Here is a 26,593-nt window from a genome sequence, read left to right on the forward strand (position 1 = left end):
GTTGTACTAAAAAATTGTGCATAGATGGTTGTTTTTTGCCTACTTAGTCATTTTCCCATTTTTTAAAATTTGCTTGAAATGCTGCAATAAATGACTCATCTAGTTGAACGTGCGCTTGTTTAAAGGCTCCGACAACAGCCCCACCAATCGGCTCTAAATCAGGTAAAATAAATTCCATTGGCAATTGAACTTCTAATGCTAGTTGTTCCAGATGTGCAACAATAGTAGGATTATTTGAAAATATACCGCCCGCTAATACTACGGGTATATTTTCTCGCCCCCATGACATGCTGGCATAACATGTTTTTATCGCCGTAAAGTATTTGACACAAGCGTCTTGCATAATGTGTTTGGCTATACGGTCTCCTTTTTCTGCAACTTGAAAAACATATTTGCCAAGTGGTGCAATCACTGTTCTTGGATGTTCCACCCCATAAATATGTTCAATTAATTGCGGAACACATTCAACTGAGAAATGTTGTAGTACTATATCTGTTAAAGCTGTTGGCTGTGCACGCTGATCATAGCTTTGAAAAATAGCCTTTAACGCATGAATACCTAAATCATAGCCACTACCCTCATCATCAAATAAGTACCCCCAGCCACCAACACGATTAAACATATGCTGATGGTTGAACCCAAGCGTAATCGCACCCGTACCAGCAATTTGGACAATTCCTTCTTGTCCCATCGTACCAGCATATAGCGCAATTAAAGCATCATTTTCTATTACAACGATCGTCGTCTTATCAACATATTGTCGAATAATACTTTCTACTATACTTTCAGCTTGCCGTTCCTTCACCCCTGCCATACCAGCAAAGCAACTATGTATTGCTGTCAATATTTGTGGCGTTTGCTCCTGCAATTCCTGTAACAATCTGTGAATAGTTGCCTCAAAATCATGTGCATCCATGGCAGTTGGGTTACTACGTGATGTCATCACCTTGCCATAAATAGTGCCATATTCATCACAAATAACAGCACAAGTTTTTGTACCTCCTCCATCTATCGCTAGCACATACATCCTTTTTGCTCCTTTCTATATGAAAAAGGATTAAGCACAAACAACTATCGGCTTAATCCTCCTTTTAAGTTCTATTATTTTGTAAAACCGAATGACGCCCATGGTTGAATTTTCGCTATTAAAAAGCGTTCTTCCTCCACTACCTTAGCAACTACATTTGTAGAGCCAGCATTCGGCATTTCCTTTAAAACTATTTGTAGCTCACCTTTATAACGTACATCTAAATTATTATCGATCGTAACATCCCCTAGTTGCAATGCATGCGTATCATGAACTGGGAAATCACCATTTTTATATTTCACTCGCGATTGTGTACTACGAATAACGTAATCCGATACATCGCCTCGATTAAAATGAGGCTCTTTGAATAAGACTGCTTCTTCTAACACAGTTGTTTCAGAGGATGGTACAACTTTCAGCTCCAACTTATGACGATTTAATTGTCCCAATGCTTTTAGCTCTTCTTCTGAAGCATACATATTGCCAATAATACAATCATCGATTAAGCCAGTGTGCCATAAATCTTTTGCTTGCACAGTAATCGGTAAATCGCGATGCTCTTCAAGTGTTGGTAGACCATGCTCGGTTTTTTCCCAAGGACCGTATAGTGCATGCTGTGAAGAAATCATCGCAGCTGTCCGTATATAGTTAGCTTTAAAATTTTTCGATGTGGCTAAAAAATGCTGTCGAGAAAGACCAGTAAATCGTCGTGGATAAAAATTATGACAGCCTATAATATTGTCACGGTTCGGTTGGTAGGATAATATATTATCCACATATTTTGTTCCATTACTTATATTTAACTCAATTTTCAACTGACTATCATCGAAAGACATTAACGCCTCCTCTTGACCTGAGAATCCCATATCTAAACGCAATGCCGCCAGATGGTAGTGTTCTTTAAAATAAGCAATATTTTTATACGTTAAGCCTAAATCTTCAAAAACAGCTGGTGCAATATCAGCAGAAATATCAAAACCTAGCTGTTTTGCAAAATAATTTATTTGCTGCAATTTAAGCTTTTCATGTTCATTGTTTAAAGATAGAAGACATGTAAATATACGATCAAAGCCATTATCGTGTGCTAGCTGAACATACTGTTGCATTTCTTCTAGCGTGCTGTGCTGTGGATATAGTGAAATTCCTAATCTTCTCAAATGACAATACCTCCAATGCTAAGCTATTACACTTCTACTTTTTGAATCTCTGGTGTGATGTCAGGCTGTTGTTCTTGTGCTTGCTCTGACTTTTTTTGTTCCTGTTTAGCAATTCGGTTCGCCATCGCTAGGAATGGAAGATAGATACAAACTGATATCGCAATTAACACAAGACTTAAAACAGCTCCAGTCCAAGATTGAGTTACTAAAAATCCATTAATAACCGGCGGTGTAGTCCATGGTGCTGAAACAGTTGCCGCTGGAACCCAACCCCATTTTGTTACAAAGAAAGCAATTGTTACGTTAACCATTGGCGTTAAAATAAATGGTATAAATAAAATTGGATTTAAAACGATTGGTAGACCAAATAGTAACGGCTCGTTAATATTGAATAACCCTGGTGCCGCGGATAATTTTCCAACGGTATTATATTGCTTATTTTTTCGTGCAATAATGAAAATCGCGATAATAAGTGCAATTGTCGTACCAGATCCACCCATATTGACGAATGCATCAAAGAATGGCTTATTCACGATATAAGGTGCAACTTTACCAGCAGAAATTGCTGCAACGTTTGCATCAATCGCGGGTAAATTAATCGTTTGCATAAATGGCTCGATAATGTTAGCACCATGAACACCTAGCGTCCATAAGAATGCTGGAATAAAGGCTAAAATTATGGCAGCAACCCACGTATTTGTTAAGCCCATAAACGGCTCCTGAATCGTTGAATAGAATGAACCAACAATATCCGGAATATCAAAGCCTGCAGAAATAATTGTACGAACTAATGCAAAAACACCAATTGTAATAATAGCTGGCAGCAATGCTGCAAATGATTTCGAAACTGCTGGTGGTACCCCATCAGGCATTTTAATTAGTAGCTTACTATTACCTGATAATCTACAAAATACTTCAGTAGACAACAAGGACACGATAATGGCGATAAATATCCCGCCCGTTCCCGTTGTTAAACCTGTTAAACCACCTTCACCAAACGTACCGAATGTTAAATAACTTGAAAGACTAATAACCCCAGCTGAAAGACCGTCCTTGTTATAACTTTTTGCTAAGTTATAAGCAATTGCGAACGCGAGTAACAGCGACAGAATACCAAATGTCGCACCCCATATATTACCGCCAAATTGCGTCCATGTTTCATGCTTCCAAATGGAGTCCAGTGCATTTTGGTAAAAGTCAATTGGTAAGTTATTAATTAATACAGCTAACGAGCCTACAATTGTCAATGGCATAATCGTAATAAAACCGTCACGAATGGCAACTAAATGACGCTGACTCCCAACTCTAGCAGCTACCGGCACAAATTTTTCTTCTAAAAATCGGAACATTCCACACACTCCCTTTGCTTTTTATTGTGACATCAAAAACTGATGTTACTCCCCTTTGATTTGTTCATATAGTTCGATCATTTCTTGCGCTAAATCACGAAACGTGATTGCATTCATTAAGTGATCCTGGGCATGAATTAATAGCATCGATACTTCGACTTTTTCTCCCCTTGCTTCCTGCGTTAACAATGCTGTTTGTGAATGATGAGCCTCAACTAGCGCTTCATTTGCCTGCTTTATTTTTTCCTTTGCTTCGTTAATTTGCCCCTTTTTTGCTAACTGAAGTGCTTCCATACATTCACTTTTCGTATTACCACTATGGACAATTAACCCCATAATGGACTGCATCATTGCTGTTTCTTCCATTGGCTTACCCCCTCATCCAATCAGCTTTAATGCCTGTTTTAAGACATTTTCACCGTTCATCATGCCGTAATCAGCCATATTGATTACATCAATTGGAAAATTCAATTCCTTGAATTTTGTTTCAAATGTTGATTTTAAGTAACGAACTTGCGGTCCAAGTAACAGTACATCCGCCTTCTTATTTGCTAAAATTTTATCTACTTCACTTTCTGCTATAGCAAAAATATCAGCCTCAATATTTTGTTCCTGAGCAGCCTTCTGCATCTTCGAAACTAGTAAACTCGTACTCATCCCTGCCACACAAACTAACATAATATTTTTCATCGTCAGCACTCCCTCATTGTCTTTTTTTAATTTAGTACCTTTTAACGATTTGACGACTATAATGAAATCGCTTTCTTATATTGAGAATAGCACCAATTGGTATATACCACAATATACTTTTTTAGTCATTTTATACCTTTTCGAAGGTAATAAATAATTGGGCTATTGGTTCGATACTTGCTAATAAATGGCTTTCCTTAACTGGTATAGTCCAGAAAAAACTTCAAAAAAATTTTCATTTTTATCTTTTGCTACAGCAAGTTAAAAATATTCATAAAATGCAGGTCGCTTTGCTGGAATCGCCTGTTGCCAATAACGTACTACTTCAGCATCTAGCACTTTATTCGCAAAAGTCACTGCGTCTTTCACACTAAGATAACCGACCATCATCGCAGAAAATAAGTTGATTGGTAATGTTAGCATATGCTTTTCAGACATGGAATTTTCCTCAATTATTGAGATATCACCATCTTTATTTATCATGTAAATATGTTCATTCCACGGACAAAAGTGATCCTCTAGTCGAACGTACAAAGTTTGCTGTAAATCTCCCCATGGATAGCGTTGCATAAAAGCAAAAGCATCCACGATTCTGACCATAACATCTTGTATGATCTTTTTTGGAAATTGCGGATTTTCAAAATTAAAACCAAAATGGCTATCATTTGCCGTAATTCCTTCGATTGTGTGTACACTTGCTGCATGTGATGTAATAAAGCGCCATAGTGCTTGTTCCGCTAAATGATCCTTTACAATAAAGTCATGGATTGAAAAGATGCCATCTTGAATCGTATAGCGGATATATCCTACTATTTTTTGTTCCAGAAAACACGCAGCAAAATGACTTTCAGGTGACCTTCTTTCAATGCGTTTCCACCAAGCTGCGTCACGTAGCATCCCCCCATTTGTAACGCTTGCCTGTGCATTATGAAATTGTTGAATTGCTTTGAACAGCGTACTATCTGGCCATTCAAAGCTCATACGCTTTACCACATCTAACTGTTTGCCGAACTGAGGAAACTGTGAGTTAGGAATTGCATAATGCAGTTTGTCAAAAAATAATTCCCAGCCAAAATAACGGTAAAAAGAAACGGAAAAGGGTGCAAGTACCGAGATGGTTTGCCCATGTTGTCGCATCTCCTTTAGAGAAGCCGTCATTAGCTTTTTTATAATTCCTTGCTGACGGTACTCAGGATATGTTGCCACAAATCCAATACCACCCATTTCATAGTTTTCACCATGTATCGTCATATTAAGCGGTAGTATTAAAAGCTGCCCAACAACTTTATCGCCATCATAAGCTCCTAAAGTTGCACTATGCTCAATCCAATAATGAAAATCTTCGCGCCGCGCACCGCTATATTTATTTGGAAAGCAATAATCACGTAATCGATGAATTTGTTGATAATCATTTGCCGGAACATATTGTATGTCCATGACGCCCTCCTTGTTTTCAGAATATTCTAAAATAAACACTTAAATACCTAGATGGTTTTTTACATATGCTTCAACATCAGATGCAGTAGATAACATTAAAAGCTGCTCAATATGTTGGGCTAACTGCTTCTTCGAAAGCTTTGCAATATGTGCTCTCGTTTTGAGAATGGAGGAAGCATTCATGGAAAACTCATCTAAGCCTAAAGCGAGTAAAATAGGTATTGCTATTTCATCTGCTGCCATTTCACCGCACATACCTACCCACTTCCCCTGTTTATGAGCTGCATCAATAACATTTTTTATAAGTCTCAGTACTGCTGGGTGATAAGGTTGATATAGATACGAGACATTTTCATTCATACGATCTGTTGCCAAAGTATATTGAATTAAATCATTTGTACCGATCGAGAAAAAATCTACTTCTTTTGCAAATAAATCAGCAATCATCGCGGCTGCCGGAATTTCTACCATTATTCCGAGTTCAATTGTTTCAGCTATTGCAACCCCTTCTGCTTGCAAATGTGCTTTTTCCTCAAACAACAATTGCTTTGCCATTCTCCATTCATCTAACGTTGCAATCATTGGAAACATTATTTTCAAGTTGCCATAAGCACTTGCTCTTAGTAATGCACGTAGCTGTGTACGGAACATTGCTTGTTGGTCTAGGCAAATACGAATCGCTCTATAGCCTAAAAATGGATTCATTTCAGCTGGTAGCTTTAAATAAGGGAGATGCTTATCACCACCAATATCCAATGTCCGAACAATCGTTGGCTTTCCCTGCATTTTTTCAAGGACTGTGCGATACGCATGAAACTGTTCATCTTCACTTGGGAGCTCCTGTCGTTCCATATACAAAAACTCAGTTCGAAATAAGCCGATGCCATCTCCAGCTGCATCCATTACCTTTTCCACATCTTCTAGCTTGCCGATATTGCCCGCAAGCTCAACACTATGACCGTCCGCACTTACGCTCGACATTGCGCGATATTGCAGGAGCTCGTGCCGCTGCTGATTAAGCCTTTGTTGCTGTTGCTCATAAAACGCTGACACTTCTGGTGTAGCATCGATAATAATATTGCCATTTGAGCCATCCATAATAATTGGTGTGCCATGTTTAATTGCCTTTGTAGCCATTTTTGTTCCAACGATTGCAGGTATATCTAGTGAGCGTGCGAGAATAGCAGAATGAGATGTTTTACCACCAATATCTGTTATAAATCCTTTGACATATTTAGTATCTAGCTGTGCCGTCATTGATGGTGTTAAATCTTCAGCTACGATGATGACATCCGTTGATAAACGGCTCATATCTAGTAGCTCAACATTTAATAAATGGGCTAGTAAACGCTTTGATACATCACGAATATCCCCTGCTCGCTCTTGCATGTAAACATTGTCCATTCCTTCAAACAGGCCAATAAACATATTGGAAACTTCATGTAAAGCATACTCAGCATTACTGCCTGTTTTAATTTTTTCTTCAATGGCTGCTAACATTTCAGGGTCTTCTAGCAATAATAAATGCGCAGCAAATATAGCCGCCTTGTCTTCGCCAAATTTATTCTGAGCGAGTGTTAAAATTTCTTGTAATTCCCTCTTCGATTGCGCGAGTGCTACTTTAAAACGTTCCAATTCTGCCTGTATATCTGTAATCGTTAATTTCTCAAATGATAAATCTGGTTCCATTAAACAAAAAGCATTCGCAAAGGCAATGCCTTCAGAAACGGCAATACCCTGTATTTCTAACATTCTTCACCAATTCCTTTAGTTACAATCACTTCTGTAACTGTTTGCATTAGCTGTTTTGCATCTGCTCCTTGTGCAGAAATCGTAATCGTACTTCCCGTCACGATGCCTTGCGCCATGACCCCCATGATGGACTTTAAATTAACAGACTTATCATTGTAGATTAACTGAACTTCACTTTCAAATGGTGTGACAGCACTTACTAATAGCGCTGTTGGTCGAGCATGTAAACCTTCTGGTGTTGTAATTTTAAATGTTTTATTCATTGATACCCCTCCAAATTTTCACTCAAAATTAATGCGAGATTGATAGTTTGCAATCATCAATTCGTTATGATGCTTATTCGATTCAACATTGTTACTTTCAAAAACAGGCAATACCTCCTGACAATCAGCCAATGACTCAATAACGTGACTGAATAGCGCTTGAAGAATTGCAGAACCAATCACCGTCGACGCAGGTGCGTATTGCATCTGTTGATGGTGCAATAGACCATCCCCTACAGGAATATGTGTGTTGATAACAACATCCACAACATCCTCTAAACGTTTTCCACTAATATGACGTGTTGGTTGTTCACAATACTCAAGTGATTGCATAGACATAACAAGGATACCCGACTGTTTTGCTAGTAATGCCGCATCTATTGGGGCATTATTTCGACCAGATGTGGAAATGACGATGCAAACATCATTTTCCTGAAATTGAAATTCATCTTTATGTCGTACGATAATCGTTGGGTCCTTTTCATTTTTTGAAGATGTTAAAGCTCCTGCATATAAAGTTAATGGCTCAATAGTAATTGGACGTACAGGCACAAGTCCTCCCGCACGGTAAAATGCATCTTGTGCTAAAAGATGTGAATGTCCACAACCAAACAATTGGACAATTCCACCACTTTGAAGACGTGAAACAATCATTTGTGCAGCTTCTGCTAATAGCGTATTTTCCTGCTCTAGCACAAGATCTAATAGCCTTTGTAGTTCATGAAAATAAGCACGCATCATATCACCTTTTAATTTCACTTATAAATTTGTATCGATCAGCACGATAAGTACTTCGCACAAGTTCGAATGGCACACCATCTGCTAAATAACTTGTTCGTTTAATAATTAAAACCGGTGCAGTACTATTAATTTGTAAATATTTACTATCTTCTTTTGCTACAATTGCCGCTTCCATTTGCTGAATGGCATTGCCAATTTTCTGATGGAATTTCGCTTCAATAAGCGCATACAACGAACCCATAATTTTCTTTTCATCTAATTCAGGATATACTTTCACTGGAATATATGTTCTTTCAATCGCCATCGGTTTAGAATCGGCACTTCGTATCCTCGTTACGAAAAATACTTCCTCACCCCGTTCTAACATTAAATCTCCTGCAATATCTAACGGTGGTACAATTTTTTCGAAACGTAGTACTTTACTAGTTGGTTCCATACCTCTTGCACGCATATCCTCCGTAAAACTTGTTAATCCCATTAATGGCTGTTCCAACTTTGGATTGGCAACATAAGTACCTCTGCCTTTTTCACGATAAAGCAATCCACTATTTACTAAATTGGTAATCGATTGACGGACAGTCATTCTACTCACATCAAATTGAACTGAAAGCTCTCGCTCTGATGGAATATTTTCGCCAATTTTGTATTCCTCTAAATAAATCCGTTGCTTTAATACTTCTTCTATTTGTATATAGATTGGTATATGAGAATTTTTATCTAACACGCCTTGCACCATCCTATCGCATTTTTACTATTATTTCTCAAATACAACTTTTCCCCGACAAATAGTTTTTTCAATATTTAAATGTTGATCTAACAAAATTACATCTGCATCAAAGCCTTCAGCAATATGACCTTTTGTGCGTAATTGTAATTGTTCCGCAGCATTTGTTGAGGACATTGCAACAAGCTCTGACAACGAACAATTTGTGACCGCTTTCATATTTTTCACTGCTTGTTCCATCGTCAATACACTTCCAGCTAATGCTCCATTTGGTAAATGTGCTCCGCTTTCTGTGACATGCACCGTTTGACCACCTAAATCATAATCGCCATATTGTAATCCTTTTGCACGCATAGCGTCTGTAATTAAAATAATACCTGCTGCCCCTTTTACTCGGTAGGCAAGCTTTACAGACATAGGATGGCAATGCACAAAGTCTGCAATGATTTCGACTTTAACAGCATCTTCAACAAGTACTCCGCCAACAACGCCTGGGTCTCGATGATGAAATGGTCGCATTTGATTGTATAAATGCGTTGCCTGTCTTACACCTAGTGCTACTGCTCTATCTACCTCTTCAAGCGTTGCATCTGAATGTCCGATTGATACAATAACCCCTTGCTTGTAAAGCTCTTCAATAAACGGATAGCCACCTTCCAGCTCAGGGGCAATAGTTATTTGTTTAATGCGGTTGTTACTTAATGTTTGCCATTGCGCAAATTGTTCAATAGATGGCAAAATCATATAGTCAATTGGCTGCGCTCCAGCACGCTTTTTCGAAACATACGGTCCTTCTACGTGTACACCTAATAAACTAGCCTCATTGTCACCATTTTCAAATTGAGCGATTGTCTTCAATGCATTTTCAATAGCTTCTGTCGCTTGTGTCATCGTCGTTGCAAGAAAGCCTGTGACACCTTCTTTAACTAATGACGCAGCCATATCATGAAGCCCTTGCTGTGTTGCATCCATTGCATCATTGCCTGCCGACCCATGAATATGCATGTCAATATAGCCAGGAAACAGTAACAAGTCTTTCCCCTTGCCTTCAATATATTGCTCTGCCTTATCGGATAATTCTTTACCTACTTTAATGATCTTGCCATTCTCAATCAATACGTCCCCTTTAAAAGGTATGACGTTATGGTTGACGATAGTTACATTGGAAATTAATAATGTACTGCTCAATTTAACACCTCCGCTGTCTATGTTTTTAAGAAGCTTACTTTTTTAAAGTAAGGACAAGCTATGTTATTTGGTATAGTTGTCTATACCAATTATAGTATGGAACATCAAAAATAAAAAGCGAATTTTACAATTTTTCTTATTTTTCATTTAATTTAGCAAATAACTCCCTCGATGCTTCTTAGGCTTAAAAAAGCTGGGACAAAAGAAAAAAGTGTTAGATTGATTTTAATCAATCTAACACTTTTATGTTGAAAACGTTAAAGTTCGCTACAGTTTGCGCTATTCGACACACCGTACCTTTAGCCTCTATTATACTATGTATGGACGAATCCCGATTGTGCCGTAATGCCAATGAAACATTCGTTTTGAACCCGCAATTTGCAGGTGGGTGCCCGCTTTATAGCTTTAAACGTCCCTCTCCAAAATGGGGCTTGTTTGCCACTACAAAAATAGATGGCTCCCGACGATATAGTGTTCGGTCAAAACTGTTAAATAGAGTTAGCAGTTAGACAAACACATCAGGATTCGTATTACAGTTATAATAACACCATATTTCAGATAATTCAAACGATTTCTAGCAAAAAAATAAATTCTTTCAGAAAACGCAAAAAATACCTAGATTCCCAACATTTTTTGTTAGAGAATCCAGGTATTTTGCATTATTTTTATCTTTTAAATGTTTTAATCGCTAAACTTAATTCGCTTAATTGATCTGGAGATACTTCACTTGGAGCATCTGTCAATAAGCAACTTGCACTTGCTGTTTTTGGGAATGCAATTGTATCACGTAGATTATTACGACCAGCAAGTAACATTACGAAACGGTCAAGACCAAATGCAAGACCTGCATGTGGAGGCACACCGTATTCAAACGCTTCTAATAAGAAGCCGAATTGTGCTTGTGCTTCCTCATCTGAGAAACCAAGTAGTTTAAACATTTTTTCTTGTAAATCACGCTCATAAATACGTAATGAACCACCACCAAGCTCATAACCGTTTAACACGATATCGTAAGCTTGTGCACGAACTGCAGCAGGGTTTGTATCCATTAATTCGATATCTTCGTCAAATGGACGAGTGAATGGATGGTGCGCTGCTTTGAATCGACCATCTTCTTCAGAGTACTCGAATAAAGGCCAGTCCGTAATCCATAAGAAAGCAAATTGTGATTCATCGATTAAGCCTAAATCTTGACCTAATTTTGTACGAAGAGCACCTAGTGATGCTGCAACTACATCAGCTTTGTCAGCTACGAATACTAAAATATCACCAATTTCAGCACCCATACGCTCGATTAATGCAGCAGCTAATGCTTCATCAAAGAATTTTGCGATTGGTCCATTTAACCCTTCTTCCGTTACTTTCAACCAAGCAAGACCTTTTGCACCGTAAATACCAACGAATTTTGTAAGCTCATCCATATCTTTACGAGAGTATTTATCAGCTGCACCTTTAATGTTGATACTTTTCACTTGCTTGCCTTGTGCTACTGTATCAGCAAATACTTTGAAATCACAGCCATCAAATACTTCGTTTAACGCTACTAATTCTAAACCGAAGCGAACATCTGGTTTATCTGAGCCGTAACGATCCATTGCTTCTTGGTATTTCATGCGTTGGAATGGCGCAGGAATATCGATGCCTTTTACATCTTTCATAACAGTTTGTATTAAACGTTCGTTCATTTCTAAAACTTCTTCTTGTGTTAAGAAGCTTGTTTCGATATCAACTTGTGTGAATTCAGGTTGACGGTCAGCACGTAAGTCTTCGTCACGGAAACAACGAGCAATTTGGAAATACTTTTCGAATCCAGCTACCATTAATAATTGTTTAAATAGTTGCGGAGATTGTGGTAATGCATAAAACTCGCCTTCATGTACACGAGATGGTACTAAGTAGTCACGAGCACCTTCTGGCGTTGATTTTGTTAAAATAGGCGTTTCTACTTCTAGGAAGCCCTCATTTTGTAAGAAGTTACGAATTGTACGTGTTACGTCTGAGCGCATTTTGAACGTATCGAACATCGCAGGACGTCGTAAATCTAGGTAACGATATTTTAATCGTAAATCTTCTGATACATCCGTACGATCTTCAATTTGGAAAGGAGGTGTCTTCGCTGTATTAATAACAATTAAGCTTGTCGCCTCCACTTCAATTTTGCCGTTTGGCACATTTGGATTGATTTGATCTTCCGAACGAAGAATTACCTTTCCTTCAATTTCGATTACGTATTCGCTACGTACTTTATCTGCTAAAGCATGTGCTTCTGCTTCATCAGGACTAAATACAACTTGTGTAATACCAGTACGGTCACGTAGGTCGATAAAGATTAATCCACCTAAATCGCGACGACGTTGCACCCAACCTTTCAATACAACGTGTTCGCCTTGTAACGTTTCAGAAAGCTCGTTACTAGCATGTGTTCTTTTTGCCATTTTGTATTTCCTCCAAAATCATTTATTTAATAAGTAGTTCACTAATTCTGAGAAGGCTACTTTTTGCTGCTCCCCAGATGCCATATGCTTTACTGTTGCTGCTTGCTCTTCTATTTCTGTTTCACCTAAAACGATAGTGTATTTAGCACCTAAACGGTCTGCAGATTTCATTTGTGCTTTCATTTTTCGATCTAAATAATCCATATCCGTAGAAATACCTTTTGCACGGAATGAGCTTGTCAGCTCTACTGCCTTTAGTTTCGCTTCATCGCCCATCGCAATCATGTAGACCTCTAATGCTGATTCTGTATCTAACTCTACCGCTTCAGCTTCAAGCGCTAATAATAAACGCTCGATACTTAATGCAAAGCCGATGCCAGGTACATCCGGACCACCAATTTCTTCTACAAGCCCATTATAACGACCACCACCGCAAAGCGTTGTGATTGCGCCAAAGCCATCAGCTGTTGACATAATTTCAAATGTTGTATGGTTGTAGTAGTCAAGGCCACGTACTAAATTCGGGTCTACTTCATATGAAATACCTAGCGTATCGAGATACGTTTTAACCTGAGCAAAATATGCCGCTGAATCCTCTGTTAAAAAATCAGTTAATGCAGGAGCAGTTGCCATTAATGGATGCTCACGGTCTACCTTACAATCTAAAATACGTAATGGGTTTTTTTGCAAACGATTTTGGCAATCAGAGCAAAACTCATGGATATGTGGCTCAAAATGATTAATTAATGCTGTGCGGTGTGCATCACGCGTTACTTTATCACCAAGTGAGTTGATGACTAATTTCAAATCCTTTAAGCCCGTTGATTCATAAATGTCCATTGCTAATGCTATCACTTCTGCATCGATTGCAGGGTCAGCTGAGCCAATAGCTTCAACACCAAATTGTACAAATTGACGGTAACGACCAGCCTGTTGACGTTCATAACGGAACATTGGTCCTAAATAAGATAGCTTCACAGGTTGATCTGGTGCACCAAACATTTTATGTTCAACATATGCACGAACAACCCCAGCTGTATTTTCTGGACGTAATGTTAATGAACGACCGCCTCGGTCTTCAAATGTATACATTTCCTTTTGCACTACATCAGTTGTTTCTCCAACACCGCGCGCAAATAAATCTGTTTGTTCAAAAATAGGTGTACGAATTTCGTTATATCGATACACACGACAAATATCACGAATAATTGCTTCGACCTTTTGCCATTTTTCTGATTGACCTGGCAATATATCTTGGGTCCCTCGTGGCACTTTAAAACTCATGTAAATACCTCCTTATCAATTGCTTATGAGCCAGCCTTCGTATGTAAAGCACGAAACAGCAGTACAGAGCGACTTTTTTAGAGAAATCCAACAAAAAAAGCCCTCGCCACCTTGCAAAATTGCAAGGGACGAGAGCTGTATATGCTTCCGCGGTTCCACCCTAGTTGACGCACAAACTACATTGCGTCCTCCTCATAATCGGGTAACGGCCGATTCCGTTTTTTCCTACTAAGTAATCCTTTTCAGAAAAAAGCCTCTCAAGTGTTATTCGCCTTATACTTTTTTGTAGGAAAGATTGCAGCCTAAGTCTTTCCCTCTCTTTTCCAATAGAGGTATACGCTACTTGCTTGGTCATAAGCGGTTAATCATTTTTTGATTACCCTTTATGTTAGTCACAACGAAAGGTAATGTCAACTGTTTTCTTATTTTTCACAAAGTAGTTATTAAAATAATGATTTCTGTTACCTTTTTCCCTCGAATTTTATCATGAAAACATGGTAAAATAGCACAAGAAAAGGAGGGGTCCAATGACGACAAAACTTATACATAAAACCATTATCTTTATCCTATTATTAACATTTCTGTTTCCAAGTATTAGCAAAAAAGAGCTAGTATTTGCTGATTCGAGTGATTTAAAAGTTACTGGAACTATACTTCATTTACGCGAAGGACCTGGGCTCTCTTACCCGATTATTACAACATTAGATGAAGGTGATTTGTTAACATCCATCAGTCGCGAGGGTGATTGGATTCAAGTAAAAACAGCCAATTATGAAGGATGGGTAGCATCTTGGCTAACAGCTTCTATAAATGAGCAACAAACAATTGATAAAACGGTTATATCCCAAGTTGATCGCCTTAATATCCGTACTGAACCGGATATTTCATCTCCAGTCCTTGGGCAACTGTCAACAGGCAATCAAGCAGCACTAATAACAGAAAATGGTGAATGGGCAAAAATCAATTGGAATGGACTAGTCGGTTGGGTATCTGCAGACTATGTGACGATTAATGAAACAACAGAAAAAACAACAACTGACCAAGTAGTAGAAGTATCTACAACAACCGAGCCTAAAGGTACTACATTTACTATTTTAGTCGATACGTTAAATGTCCGCAAAAAGGCAGATTTAACATCCAAAAAAATAGGAACTGTTTCTAATGGACAATCTTTTAAAGTACTAGCACAAGAACATAATTGGGTTCAAATTCAGTACAGTAACAAAAAAACTGGTTGGGTATACAGCTTCTATGGGACATTTTCTGATACGGTAAAAACGACTGCGAAAACTTCAACGTCATCATCACCCGCATCATCATCCTCGCTTGAATCTGTCACAATTATTTATAATGGGACAAACTTACGTACTGACGCGACCACAACTGCGGAGGTTGTTAAACGTGTAGATGCTGGCGAAACCTATCCAATTGTAGGGGCTAAAGATGATTTTTACGAAATACAATTAGAAGATAAAACCGCATTCGTCGCAAACTGGGTAGTCTCCACTTCACAAAGCAAAGCAATAACAACTAGCTATACAAAATCTGAGCCTCGAAAAAAAGGGACTCTAAACGGACTTACAATTGTTGTGGATGCTGGTCATGGTGGAAATGACCACGGTACAACTGGACAGCGAGGAACTGACGAGAAAGATATAACGTTGAAAACTGCGTCTCTTCTCGCATCTAAGTTAAGTGCAGCAGGTGCAAATGTTGTGATGACACGTGAATCAGATGAATATGTTGCACTTCGTAAACGTGTATCCGTTGCCCACCAGCATGATGCAGATGCTTTTATAAGTATTCACTATGACGCTACTGATAATAGTTCGGTTTCAGGTTTTACCTCCTACTATTTGAACAACAATCAAAAAGGGCTTGCTGAAGCAATACACAACGGCCTTGCTAGTAAAATTAACATTAAAGATCGTGGTACACAGGAAGGAAATTACTTAGTACTTCGTGAAAACCGACAAAAAGCAGTGCTTCTCGAGCTAGGTTTCTTAAGTAATGCCAATGAAGAACGGATCATTACAACGGCTAAATTCAGAGAACAGGCTACCCTCGGCATTTATCAAGGCATTTTAGATTACTTTGATGCCAACGAATAAAAAAGAACCTTCATTTTCTTATAATTATAGAAAATGAAGGTTTTTATTTGTTTATGTTTATTTTGTCGCTAATGTAACCCATATAATTTCCTCCATACGAATAAAGAAGGGTGTATGATAAACCTCGATAACGATATGGTCAGGTAATACAGAGGTTAAAATACCTTGCTGGATACTTTTCTCTGTTTGCACTACAATTATTTGGCTAATCATCAATTTAAGTGTTTCATATAAATAAGGATTCGATATCCTTCCTATTTGCGTCATCGACGATACACTTCCTTCCTACAAATTTGCCATTCTTTTTAGTATATGTAGGAATGATAGGAAATGTACCTCTATTTTGACTCAAGTAGGATCGTGACTGGACCGTCATTCGTCAATGCAACGTCCATCATAGCACCGAAAATACCAGTCTCTACTTGTAAGCCGTATCCACGTAAAGCATCATTAAAAGCTTCCCACAACGGCGCAGCTATTTCCGGTCTTGCTGCACTTGTAAAGCTCGGACGATTGCCCTTTTTTGTATCTCCATACAATGTAAATTGAGATACAGAGAGAATTGCGCCACCATGCTCTAAAATGGAATAATTCATTTTCCCTTCACTATCTTCCCATAAGCGTAGATTAGCGATTTTTTTTGCTAGGTATGCGACGTCATCTGCTGTATCCTCATGTGTAATACCAACGAGAAGCACATAGCCTTTATCAATAGCACCTGTAACTTCCCCCTGTACCGTTACAGATGCGGCCTTACTACGCTGTAAAACTACTTTCATAATGTTAACCCCTCAATCTATCAAAATCCGTTCCATCTGTCGTTTTAACTGAAGTGCCTTAGCGTATAAATACTAGCACTTCTAATTAATCACACGTTGCACAGAGTAAATATCCGGTGTTTGTTTAATGCGTTCAACAACCTTATGCAAATGTGAAATATTTGAAATAGAAATGGTTAGGTGGATGGTCGCAATTTTATCACGATCTGCGCGACCACTCACAGCTAAAATATTCGTTTTTGTTTCGCTAACGATTTGCATGACTTCATTTAATATTCCAGGTCTATCAAAGGCAGAAACCTCGATATCAACAGGATACTCTTTTTTCTCTGGTGTAAGCCCATGCTCCCATTCAACTTCGATGATACGCTCCTGCTCATCCTCTATGAGGATATTTGGACAATCCGCACGGTGTACTGATACGCCTCGACCTTTTGTAATAAAGCCGACGATGTCATCACCAGGAACAGGTGTACAGCAACGGGATAGTCGAATAAGCATATTATCAATGCCTTTCACAATAACGCCTGACTCAGTACGTTTTTGTGGAATCGGATTTTTCATTTTTTGTTCGATTTTTTCAAGTGCTTCTTCTTGCTCACGCTCTTTACGGCGTTTTTCGGCTAAACGATTTACAACTTGTTGTGCCGTAATACCATTCATACCAACAGCCGCATATAAATCCTCTTCATTCGTGTAATTAAATTTATCGCAAACACGTTTTAAGTTTTCTGATGACATTGTTTCTTTCATGTCAAAATCTTGTGAGCGTATCTCTTTTTCAATCATCTCTTTACCTTTGATGATATTTTCCTCACGCAGATGACGCTTGAAAAATTGCTTAATCTTATTTTTTGCTTGTGATGATTGCGCAATTTTTAGCCAGTCGCGACTCGGACCAAATGATTGCTTCGATGTTAAAATTTCAATGATGTCACCTGTTTTTAATGGTGTATCGAGCGGTACCATCTTACCATTAATTTTGGCTCCGATTGTACGATTGCCGACTTCTGAATGCACACGGTATGCGAAATCGATAGGTACAGAACCAGCAGGCAATTCAATAACATCCCCTTCAGGTGTAAATACGTACACCATATCAGAGAATAAGTCGAATTTTAATGATTCCATAAACTCTTCTGCGTTAGAAGATTCATTTTGGAATTCTAATATTTCTCTAAACCACGTTAATTTTTGATCGACATTTTGTTTTTCAATATCAATCTTTTTACCTTCTTTATATGCCCAGTGAGCAGCGATCCCGTACTCTGCAATTTTATGCATTTCTTTTGTACGAATTTGAACTTCTAATGGGTCACCATAGGGCCCAATAACGGTCGTATGCAATGATTGATATAAGTTTTGCTTTGGCATTGCAATATAATCTTTAAAACGTCCAGGCATTGGTTTCCATAAAGTATGGACTATTCCTAATACTGCATAGCAATCTTTTATGCTATCAACAAGTACACGAATCGCTAATAAATCATAAATTTCATTAAATTGCTTTTTTTGTAGCACCATTTTACGATATATGCTGTAAATATGCTTTGGACGACCATAAACATCCGCATCAATTTCGACATCAGAAAGCTGAGATTTCATTTCCCCCATGACATTGTCTAAATAAGCCTCACGTTCATCTCGTTTCTTCTTCATCAGACTGACAATACGGTAATATTGCTGTGGATTTAAATATCGAAGTGCAGTATCCTCCAGCTCCCATTTTACTGTCGAAATCCCTAGACGATGTGCAAGTGGTGCAAAAATTTCAAGCGTTTCTTTTGAAATACGACGTTGTTTTTCAGCAGGTAAATGCTTTAACGTGCGCATATTGTGCAGACGGTCAGCAAGCTTAATCAAGATGACGCGAATATCTTGAGCCATTGCTACAAACATTTTGCGGTGATTTTCCGCCTGTTGTGCTTCTTTCGATAAATATTTTATTTTTCCAAGCTTCGTTACTCCGTCAACAAGTACCGCAACTTCCTCGCCGAATTCACGGACTAAATCTTCTCGTGTAAATTCCGTATCTTCAACAACATCGTGCAAAAAGCCTGCTGCCACAGTTTCTGGATCCATTTGTAATTCAGCTAAAATACCGGCAACTTGCACTGGGTGAATAATATACGGTTCACCAGAGCTACGGAATTGCTCAATATGCGCATCTCTTGCCAATTCATATGCTTTTTTCACGAATGCGACATTTTCCTCATTCATATAGGATTTGACTAAATCAAAAACGTCTTCAGGAGTCAAAATTTGCTCTTTCGCCATAACATGTCCACCTTGCTCGTCAAATTTTTCAGATTAGATATAAACTTAATTGTATAAAAAATAGAGGTCGATTGTAAAGGGACTGTGTCATATAGTTTAGATAATATCGTGAACACTTCGTATTAATGGGTGAAAAATACATTATTATAGATAAAAAGACCCTTCGCAAAGCAGGTCAGCTTCGCAAAGAGTCTATAATTTACTAGTTAGTTTGCTTTGTTGTAGGCAACAGCAATTTTCGCACCAACTACTGCATTGTTTTTCACTAATGCGATGTTTGCATCAAGGCTCTTACCTTCAGTTAATTCTTTTACTTTGCCAAGTAAGAATGGTGTTACATTTTTACCTTGAATACCATTTTCTTCAGCTTCTTGTAACGCTTTTTCGATAATGCTAGTGATGAATTCGTGCTCAAGTGCTTCTGCTTCTGGAATAGGATTTGCAATAACTGCGCCACCTTGTAAGCCTAAATCCCATTTAGCACGTAACATTGCTGCTACTTCTTCTGGTGTATCAAGCTTAAAGTTTACATCAAATCCACTTTGGCGTGTGTAGAATGCAGGAAGCTCCGGAGTACCATATCCTACAACTGGTACACCTTTTGTTTCAAGATATTCTAGTGTTAAACCGATATCTAAAATAGATTTAGCACCTGCACAAATTACAGCTACATTTGTTTGCGCTAATTCTTCTAAGTCTGCTGAAATATCCATTGTTGTTTCAGCACCGCGGTGCACCCCACCGATACCACCTGTAACGAAAATTTCAATGCCAGCAAGCTCAGCACAAATCATTGTTGCAGCAACTGTTGTCGCGCCTAATTTTTTCGTAGCTAATAAATAGCCTAGGTCACGGCGAGAAGTTTTAGCAACACCTTGTGCATTCCCAAACATTTCAAGCTCTTCGTCAGATAAACCGATTTTAATTTTACCGTCAATTAGCGCAATCGTTGCAGGTACCGCACCGTTGTCACGAATAATTTGCTCAACCTCACGAGCTGTTTGTACGTTTTGAGGATATGGCATACCATGTGAAATGATTGTTGACTCTAATGCAACAATTGGTAGTCCTTTTGCTTGTCCAGCTTTTACTTCTTCTGATAATACGATGAATTCTTTCATGTGTTATTCCTCCATTTCACTTTTTAACAATTCTTCTGATAATTCAGGTCTTACTGTGTACGGGGATGCAAGTGTATTTTTGGCATTTGTTAAGCCTGCATCAATGCAATCCTCAAATGATTGTCCTCTTAACCAACTATGGATGACAGCACTTACAAAAGCATCACCCGCGCCAGTTACATCTTCAATTTTAGTGATGGCCTTAGCAGCAAAATGACTTGGTGTATTAGTTTCAGATGCAGCATAGACACCTTTGCTACCAGCAGTAATAATGACATGCTCGGCCCCTAATTGAAGAAGCTTTTGAATAGCTTTTTCATAGTTTGCATCGTTTTCAATCTTATGACCAACAATTGTTTCTGCTTCATCTGTGTTACAAATAAACCATGTAACCCCTTGCAATGTATCTGGTAATCGATTCATTTTTGGCGAGGATACGGGTACAATGACGAACGGAATAGCTCGCGCAATCGCTACTTGTTGGATGTAAGCTACCGTTTCTTTCGGGCAGTTTAAATCCATAATAAAGCAGCCTGCATTCATTAGCATTGGCTCATATTTCTTCAATAAACTTGGCAATAATAAATCATAAACTTCCATGTTTGCAACAGCTAATGCAAGCTCACCTTGCTCGTCCATAATCGCAGTATAGGAACCAGTTGAAGCATCTGGTAACTGCTCGACATAGCGTAAATTCATAAATGATTCTGATGCTTCTTGGATTACTTGCCAATCCGCATCCTTTCCAGCTGTCGTGAGTAACGTCACCTCATGATTAAGTCGACCTAAATTTTCCGCAATATTTCGACCAACCCCACCTACACTGAATGAGGAGCTAGCAGGATTAGAAGTTCCTAATTGCACGGTCCCTCTTACATGAAATTTCCGATCGAGATTAGCTCCGCCGATACAAATAATTTCATTTTCCTCAGGTAAAATATAAGCACGGCCAACAATCTTCCCTTGCTTCGTTAAGCTCGACACTAGGTTTGCAAGTACTGGACGGGACAGATTCATCTTATCTGCCATCTCTTGCTGAGACATAAACGGATTTTTACGAATTAAAGCCAGTACCGCTTGTTCTCTTTCATTCATAGCATCACCTTTTATTATATTTGTTTACATTATAAACTTTTGTTTGAATTAAGTCAACATTTCTCTTATTTATAAGGTTTTACAACAAAAAAATAGCACGCTAGAATACTTCCTAGCATACTATTTGTACTTTTCATGTCGTTTATACTATTATGTTCAATCCTTTCTGTTCATTACTATAGGAGCATCGTTTTAATGTGCTAGTTTATTCGGAGATTGCTTTTTCACGATGATGACAAACAAGCTAGCTAAAACACATAATACACCAGCTAAGAAAAACGCCCATGTGTACGAGTTAAAAAATTTATAAATTAGACCTCCACCGTATGCTGCTACTGCAGCACCTGCCTGATGGGATGCAAAAATCCAACCATAAATAATACCACTTTTTTGCGTGCCAAAAATTTGTCTTGAGATACTAACAGTTGGCGGTACAGTTGCAATCCAATCTAATCCATAAAACGCAGTAAAAATAATGAGCAATGTAAGAGAACCCTGCATTAATGCATATGGCAGTAAAACTAAAGAAGCACCTCTTAAAAGATAATACCAAAATAGTAACCAACGATTATCGAAGCGATCAGATAACCAGCCTGATAATGTTGTTCCGACTAAGTTGAATATTCCCATGAATGATAGAAACGAAGCAGCCGTTACTAAAGGTACACCGAAACTAATACAATACGATACAAAATGGGTACCAATTAACCCGCTTGTTGATAACCCGCAAATAAAAAAACTACCTGCTAAAAGCCAAAATTCTTTCACTTTTATTGCAGTGAATAAACCATTAAAAGCAATAATAATTGGGTTTTTCTTATTTTCTACTACACTTTCTGCTTTTTCTTCTTCAAGTCCATATGCAAGAAGCCCAACGTCCATCGGTTTATTTTTCATAAACAACAAAATAATGATAAACATAATGGAGCTTAACACCATTATTAATGCAATTGCCCATCGCCATGAAGAATTTTCGATAATCATTGCTAATATCGGGAGAAGAACTAATTGTCCTGTTGCAGTGCTGGCAGTTAATATCCCTAAAGCGAGCCCTCTTCTTTTTTCGAACCAATGATTCGCTACAAAAGGACTTAAAACGGTTAAAAAGAGACTAGCCCCTAGACCAATTATAAAACCCCAAATAATAATCAATTGCCATGCTTGCTGCATTAACAATGTAAGCGATATGCCTATAATTAATATCGCCATAGCAGCTAGCATCATTTTCTTTAATCCCAGAACTTCGAGCAATGCCGCCATAAACGGACCGGAAATCCCATATAAAAAAAGACTAATGGCAAAAGACATTGCGATTACCGAACGATCCCACCCAAATTCATGTTCAAACGGACCAATAAAAACACCTGATGAAGATAAGGTAATGCCTGCTACAATAATTGAAAAAAATGTTATCATTAAAATAAACCAACTGTAATGAATACGTTTCATAACCCCACCTACATTTCTAGAAAAATGTAAAACGATTGTTTTTATATGAAATAAATTTAGAAAACAGGTATGCTAAAAATATATGTATATACATATATAATAATGACTCGCTATTTTAGATGTCAAGAAAATAATTCCATTTTAGTGGTACAATATAGTTTAACGAAAAACCTAAAAGGAGATCTAGTTATGGAGAGAAATTACACAGACATTGACTATACTCAAATTTGCGTATGTGCGAATCTTAGAAAAAAGACTAGAGCCGTTACGCAGCTATATGATAAAGCTCTTGAACCTACTCATTTAAAAGTTACTCAATACTCGATGCTAGCAAATATTGCCCATCATAAAGCAGTTTCAGTAAGTCAATTGGGTGATATTCTATTACTTGATCAGACAACGATAACCCGTAATGTCAATCTATTGAAGAAAAATGGCTTTGTGGATGTTACTCGCGATACACAAGATGGCCGAACGAAAATCATTTCTTTAACGGCTATAGGAAATGAAAAATTAAATGAAGCAACACCAATTTGGATGGACATACAAGAAAAAATCATAGAGGATATTGGAATCGAAAAATATATAGACTTTTATGAAACGCTAAAAAAAATTCAAAAAGTAGTGAAATCCTACGACTAGTTTTGTCAGAATTGTTTGGGTGACTGGCACTTTATAAAAAAGGCTGTCCCAACATTCGGGACAGCCTTTTTCGTTTCTTAATATTGAATTAATGTTTTCATGCTTAGATCGCCAAGTTTTGCACGACCGTTTAGTTCGATTAGCTCAATTAGGAATGCACAGCCAACAACTTCCCCACCTAATTGCTGAATTAAGCGAACCGTTGCCTCTACTGTCCCCCCAGTTGCAAGTAAATCGTCACAAATAAGCACTTTTTGACCTGGTTTGATGGCATCTTTATGCATTGTTAATGTATCTTTACCATATTCTAAACCGTAATCTGCACTAATTACTTCACGTGGCAATTTTCCTGGTTTACGAACTGGTGCAAAGCCAATTTCAAGCGCATAGGCAACTGGGCAACCTATAATGAAACCACGAGCTTCAGGACCTACAATAACCTCTGCGCCAACTTCCTTAGCGTATTCAACGATTTGATCCGTTGCATATTTGTAAGCTGGACCGTTATCCATAATTGTTGTAATATCTTTGAAGCTAATGCCTTCTTTTGGCCAGTTCTCAACTGTTGTCACGTATTGCTTTAAATCCATAGTTCTTGCTCCTCCTACGAAATTGTATTCGTATATAAATTTAATCGTTCATCAAACCATTGCTTTAACTCTATATATGGTGCATAGACAAGTTTTTGCTCTATTTCAATCTGTTCTGAACGTTGTTTGTAAGACGGCGCCTCAGTTAATGGCGTTTTCGGCGCATTCACGTTGACAGTCGTCAGTCCACTCTCCATTCTAACAAAATTAAGCTCAAAAAACACCTGTGTCATAAATTTTAATGCTTCTAACGGCCAACCCGTATGCTTTGCTAAATCCGTTAAATGCATATCTAATGGAAATGCAGGACGTTGCTTTAGAAATTTATAGTACCAGGCAAATTGTTCACGTGTAGGCATTCCGTTGAAGTACTGGGAATCTGGCATATAAAAATGAGCATAAATACGCGAAGGTGCTGTTTTTTGTAATACATTTTCTAATAATTGAACGTTGTGCGGTAAATCAAGTAACACAATATAATTTGTTTGCTCAACATTGGACAGCTCGGCATCAACTAATTGAATAGGTACACCTAGCAATGAGTGATAATAGCTCATCGTCTCAGGACGGAACGCATAAAAAATAGCTTCCTCTTTTGGCACTGTATGCAACCAACGAGAAGTTTGGCGAATTCCACGAATATCAAATAATTGCCATTCTGTCGTTTGAACATCCTCAATCATAAATTGTGGCTTTTTACGTCCTTGCCACTCATTAATTTGAAGATCTCCAATAAACGATACTTTAATGCCGTATGTCAGCTCATTATACAAATGCCCTTTATTAAAACCTACACTATCCAATTTCTCAAGGCCGTCTGTTAATTCCATTTTAATGTGATTTTCAGCAGCACCAATTTTTCGCATCGATGCAATTTCCACATCTTCAAGCACATACACCGGCTTCTGGAAATCTGTTCCAAACGGGCCGAGCGTCGCAATTTCCTCTATAGCATCCGCGGAAATCTCATCAATTTTTAGCGGAATATCAATTGAAACAACCGGCGTTAATTGCTCTTCTGTTAAACATTCTCTTGCTTGTACATCTAATCGTGCTCGCAGTTCATCCACATGCTCCAATGGTAACGTCATTCCCGCTGCCATCGGATGTCCCCCGAAATGTGGTAAAATATCTCTATTTTTCGCCAATTCATTATATAAATGGAACCCTTCAATACTGCGTGCAGACCCTTTTGCTGTCCCTTTCTCAAAGTCTAGTGAAAGAACAATTGTTGGACGATAATAAAGTTCAACAAGTCTTGATGCTACAATACCTACAACGCCAGCATTCCAGCCTTCTCCTGCTACAACTAAAACAAGAGAATCCCCAATCTTTTCATCTGCTTCGATAATGGCAATCGCCTCATCTGTAATACTTTTCACGATATCTTTACGTTCTGTATTACATTCATTTAGCTGTTTAGCTAGAGCTGTCGCCTTTGGTGCATCCTCTGCCATTAGTAACTCAACAGCTGGTGACGCTTCGCCAAGTCGCCCAACTGCATTTAAACGTGGCCCAAAATAAAAGCCAATCGTTTCTTCATTGATAGTGGCTTGCTCTGCACTTGCTACTTCACACATTGCCTGTATCCATGGGCTAAGTGAACGTCTCATTTCCTCAATGCCACGTTTTACAAGATAACGGTTTTCGTCGACTAAGGGTACTAAATCTGCAACGGTACCAATTGCCACAAACTCAAATAAATGTGTTGGCAGCTCGCCATATAAGGCATGCGCTAATTTAAATGCCACACCAACACCCGCTAGCTCACCAAACGGATAATGTCCCTCAGGTACACGTGGATGTAAAATGATATCCGCTTGTGGTAACTCTTCACCAGGCTCATGGTGATCTGTCACAATCACATCCATTCCAAGTTCCTTTGCCACTCGAATCGGTTCAATACCTGAGATCCCATTATCCACCGTTATAATTAATTGAACGCCCTCTTCATAGGCCTCACGAAATAATGCTTCGTTCGGACCATAGCCATGTAAAAAACGATTAGGTATTTTAAATGATACATCTGCTCCAAGGTCATGTAATACATTGAGCATGACCGTCGTACTTGTCACACCATCGGCATCATAATCCCCGTAAACTAAAATTTTCTCATTATTTTCAAGCGCTTTCTGGATGCGCTCTACCGCTTCTGCCATACCATGCATTAAAAATGGATCATGTATATTTGCTTCTGTCATATTTAATAAGCTTTCTGCATCAGCTGATGTTGAACAGCCTCGGGCCACCAAAATTTTCGCCGCAATAGCAGAAAGTTGTAAGTCATTTTGTAATGTTTGTACAAGTTGTGCGTCTGGACGCTCGACCTGCCATCTTTTTTTCGATAAAATCATATTTCTCACTTCCTCACGAAGGCTATTATACCGAAAATCGAGCATGTTCGCACTATCCACTAGCTTACTAGATTTATCCTGATTTAATAGATCGTCTATTTTTCCGTTATTTCTAACATGCACGACAC

General features: G+C 38.3%; 23 protein-coding genes, 1 other RNA gene and 1 other annotated feature. Of the genes, 2 read left to right on the forward strand and 22 right to left on the reverse strand.

The window, feature by feature from the left end:
* Window positions 1-43 precede the first annotated feature (43 nt).
* The 14 genes from ACIP9C_RS05880 to hisS all read right to left on the reverse strand — a co-directional run bounded on the left by ACIP9C_RS05880 (window position 44) and on the right by hisS (window position 14,047).
* The gene (locus ACIP9C_RS05880; RefSeq protein ID WP_401009230.1) at window positions 44-1,027 is read right to left on the reverse strand and encodes an N-acetylglucosamine kinase; all 984 of its coding nucleotides are present in this window, start codon (window positions 1,025-1,027) and stop codon (window positions 44-46) included.
* Window positions 1,028-1,101: 74 nt separating this feature from the next.
* A complete protein-coding gene (locus tag ACIP9C_RS05885; RefSeq protein WP_401009231.1) occupies window positions 1,102-2,184 on the reverse strand; it encodes a DUF871 domain-containing protein in 1,083 nt (360 codons plus the stop codon).
* Between the two features lie 26 nt (window positions 2,185-2,210).
* On the reverse strand, window positions 2,211-3,542 hold the full coding sequence (locus tag ACIP9C_RS05890) for a PTS sugar transporter subunit IIC (RefSeq protein WP_401009232.1): 1,332 nt from the start codon (window positions 3,540-3,542) through the stop codon (window positions 2,211-2,213).
* A 36-nt stretch (window positions 3,543-3,578) separates the two neighbouring features.
* On the reverse strand, window positions 3,579-3,899 hold the full coding sequence (locus ACIP9C_RS05895; protein ID WP_401009233.1) for a PTS sugar transporter subunit IIA: 321 nt from the start codon (window positions 3,897-3,899) through the stop codon (window positions 3,579-3,581).
* A gap of 12 nt (window positions 3,900-3,911) precedes the next feature.
* A complete protein-coding gene (locus ACIP9C_RS05900; RefSeq protein WP_401009234.1) occupies window positions 3,912-4,223 on the reverse strand; it encodes a PTS sugar transporter subunit IIB in 312 nt (103 codons plus the stop codon).
* A gap of 261 nt (window positions 4,224-4,484) precedes the next feature.
* Complete coding sequence (locus tag ACIP9C_RS05905) at window positions 4,485-5,660, reverse strand: GNAT family N-acetyltransferase (protein WP_401009235.1); 1,176 nt, start codon at window positions 5,658-5,660, stop codon at window positions 4,485-4,487.
* 39 nt (window positions 5,661-5,699) lie between these two features.
* Window positions 5,700-7,412: a phosphoenolpyruvate--protein phosphotransferase gene (gene ptsP, locus ACIP9C_RS05910; protein WP_401009236.1), complete on the reverse strand. Its 1,713-nt coding sequence runs from the start codon at window positions 7,410-7,412 to the stop codon at window positions 5,700-5,702.
* Entirely contained in the window at window positions 7,406-7,675 is a 270-nt protein-coding gene (locus tag ACIP9C_RS05915) for an HPr family phosphocarrier protein (RefSeq protein ID WP_401009237.1), read from the reverse strand. The genes ptsP and ACIP9C_RS05915 overlap by 7 nt, the downstream gene beginning before the upstream one ends.
* Before the next feature lie 18 nt (window positions 7,676-7,693).
* Window positions 7,694-8,413, reverse strand: a complete 720-nt coding sequence (locus tag ACIP9C_RS05920; protein ID WP_401009238.1) for a sugar isomerase domain-containing protein — start codon at window positions 8,411-8,413, stop codon at window positions 7,694-7,696.
* A gap of 4 nt (window positions 8,414-8,417) precedes the next feature.
* Window positions 8,418-9,140 (reverse strand): GntR family transcriptional regulator, encoded by a 723-nt coding sequence (locus ACIP9C_RS05925; RefSeq protein WP_340823470.1) that lies wholly within the window; start codon window positions 9,138-9,140, stop codon window positions 8,418-8,420.
* Between the two features lie 30 nt (window positions 9,141-9,170).
* Complete coding sequence (gene nagA / locus ACIP9C_RS05930) at window positions 9,171-10,328, reverse strand: N-acetylglucosamine-6-phosphate deacetylase (protein ID WP_401009239.1); 1,158 nt, start codon at window positions 10,326-10,328, stop codon at window positions 9,171-9,173.
* Window positions 10,329-10,652: 324 nt separating this feature from the next.
* Window positions 10,653-10,856, reverse strand: a non-coding RNA gene (gene ssrS, locus ACIP9C_RS05935) — 6S RNA.
* Window positions 10,857-10,993: 137 nt separating this feature from the next.
* The gene (gene aspS, locus ACIP9C_RS05940; protein ID WP_401009240.1) at window positions 10,994-12,763 is read right to left on the reverse strand and encodes an aspartate--tRNA ligase; all 1,770 of its coding nucleotides are present in this window, start codon (window positions 12,761-12,763) and stop codon (window positions 10,994-10,996) included.
* 18 nt (window positions 12,764-12,781) lie between these two features.
* Window positions 12,782-14,047: a histidine--tRNA ligase gene (gene hisS / locus ACIP9C_RS05945; RefSeq protein ID WP_401009241.1), complete on the reverse strand. Its 1,266-nt coding sequence runs from the start codon at window positions 14,045-14,047 to the stop codon at window positions 12,782-12,784.
* A gap of 121 nt (window positions 14,048-14,168) precedes the next feature.
* Window positions 14,169-14,411 (reverse strand) — a binding site (T-box leader).
* 163 nt (window positions 14,412-14,574) lie between these two features.
* Between hisS and ACIP9C_RS05950 the strand changes: the two genes are divergently transcribed.
* Window positions 14,575-16,158, forward strand: a complete 1,584-nt coding sequence (locus tag ACIP9C_RS05950; protein ID WP_401009242.1) for an N-acetylmuramoyl-L-alanine amidase family protein — start codon at window positions 14,575-14,577, stop codon at window positions 16,156-16,158.
* 57 nt (window positions 16,159-16,215) lie between these two features.
* Here the strand turns inward: ACIP9C_RS05950 and ACIP9C_RS05955 are convergent, their stop codons facing one another.
* The 6 genes from ACIP9C_RS05955 to ACIP9C_RS05980 form a co-directional block, all read right to left on the reverse strand.
* A complete protein-coding gene (locus ACIP9C_RS05955) occupies window positions 16,216-16,425 on the reverse strand; it encodes a DUF2642 domain-containing protein (protein WP_401009243.1) in 210 nt (69 codons plus the stop codon).
* A gap of 71 nt (window positions 16,426-16,496) precedes the next feature.
* Window positions 16,497-16,937 (reverse strand): D-aminoacyl-tRNA deacylase, encoded by a 441-nt coding sequence (gene dtd / locus ACIP9C_RS05960; RefSeq protein ID WP_401009244.1) that lies wholly within the window; start codon window positions 16,935-16,937, stop codon window positions 16,497-16,499.
* 81 nt (window positions 16,938-17,018) lie between these two features.
* Window positions 17,019-19,214 carry a RelA/SpoT family protein gene (locus ACIP9C_RS05965; RefSeq protein ID WP_401009245.1) on the reverse strand — a complete coding sequence of 732 codons (2,196 nt, stop codon included), beginning with the start codon at window positions 19,212-19,214 and terminating at the stop codon, window positions 17,019-17,021.
* A 206-nt stretch (window positions 19,215-19,420) separates the two neighbouring features.
* The gene (locus ACIP9C_RS05970; protein WP_172772180.1) at window positions 19,421-20,335 is read right to left on the reverse strand and encodes a pseudouridine-5'-phosphate glycosidase; all 915 of its coding nucleotides are present in this window, start codon (window positions 20,333-20,335) and stop codon (window positions 19,421-19,423) included.
* Window positions 20,336-20,338: 3 nt separating this feature from the next.
* Window positions 20,339-21,430 carry a carbohydrate kinase gene (locus ACIP9C_RS05975; RefSeq protein ID WP_401009246.1) on the reverse strand — a complete coding sequence of 364 codons (1,092 nt, stop codon included), beginning with the start codon at window positions 21,428-21,430 and terminating at the stop codon, window positions 20,339-20,341.
* A 192-nt stretch (window positions 21,431-21,622) separates the two neighbouring features.
* A complete protein-coding gene (locus tag ACIP9C_RS05980; protein WP_401009247.1) occupies window positions 21,623-22,879 on the reverse strand; it encodes an MFS transporter in 1,257 nt (418 codons plus the stop codon).
* 189 nt (window positions 22,880-23,068) lie between these two features.
* On the opposite strand from ACIP9C_RS05980, the gene ACIP9C_RS05985 reads away from it, so the two are divergent.
* A complete protein-coding gene (locus tag ACIP9C_RS05985; RefSeq protein ID WP_401009248.1) occupies window positions 23,069-23,521 on the forward strand; it encodes a MarR family winged helix-turn-helix transcriptional regulator in 453 nt (150 codons plus the stop codon).
* 77 nt (window positions 23,522-23,598) lie between these two features.
* On the opposite strand, the gene ACIP9C_RS05990 is transcribed toward ACIP9C_RS05985, so the two are convergent.
* Together ACIP9C_RS05990 and recJ are read right to left on the reverse strand one after the other, a co-directional pair.
* On the reverse strand, window positions 23,599-24,111 hold the full coding sequence (locus tag ACIP9C_RS05990) for an adenine phosphoribosyltransferase (RefSeq protein ID WP_401009249.1): 513 nt from the start codon (window positions 24,109-24,111) through the stop codon (window positions 23,599-23,601).
* Window positions 24,112-24,125: 14 nt separating this feature from the next.
* Complete coding sequence (gene recJ / locus ACIP9C_RS05995; protein WP_401009859.1) at window positions 24,126-26,465, reverse strand: single-stranded-DNA-specific exonuclease RecJ; 2,340 nt, start codon at window positions 26,463-26,465, stop codon at window positions 24,126-24,128.
* Between the last annotated feature and the right edge of the window lie 128 nt (window positions 26,466-26,593).

The sequence above is a fragment of the Lysinibacillus sp. NPDC093210 genome (assembly GCF_044753985.1).
Lineage (GTDB): Bacteria > Bacillota > Bacilli > Bacillales_A > Planococcaceae > Lysinibacillus.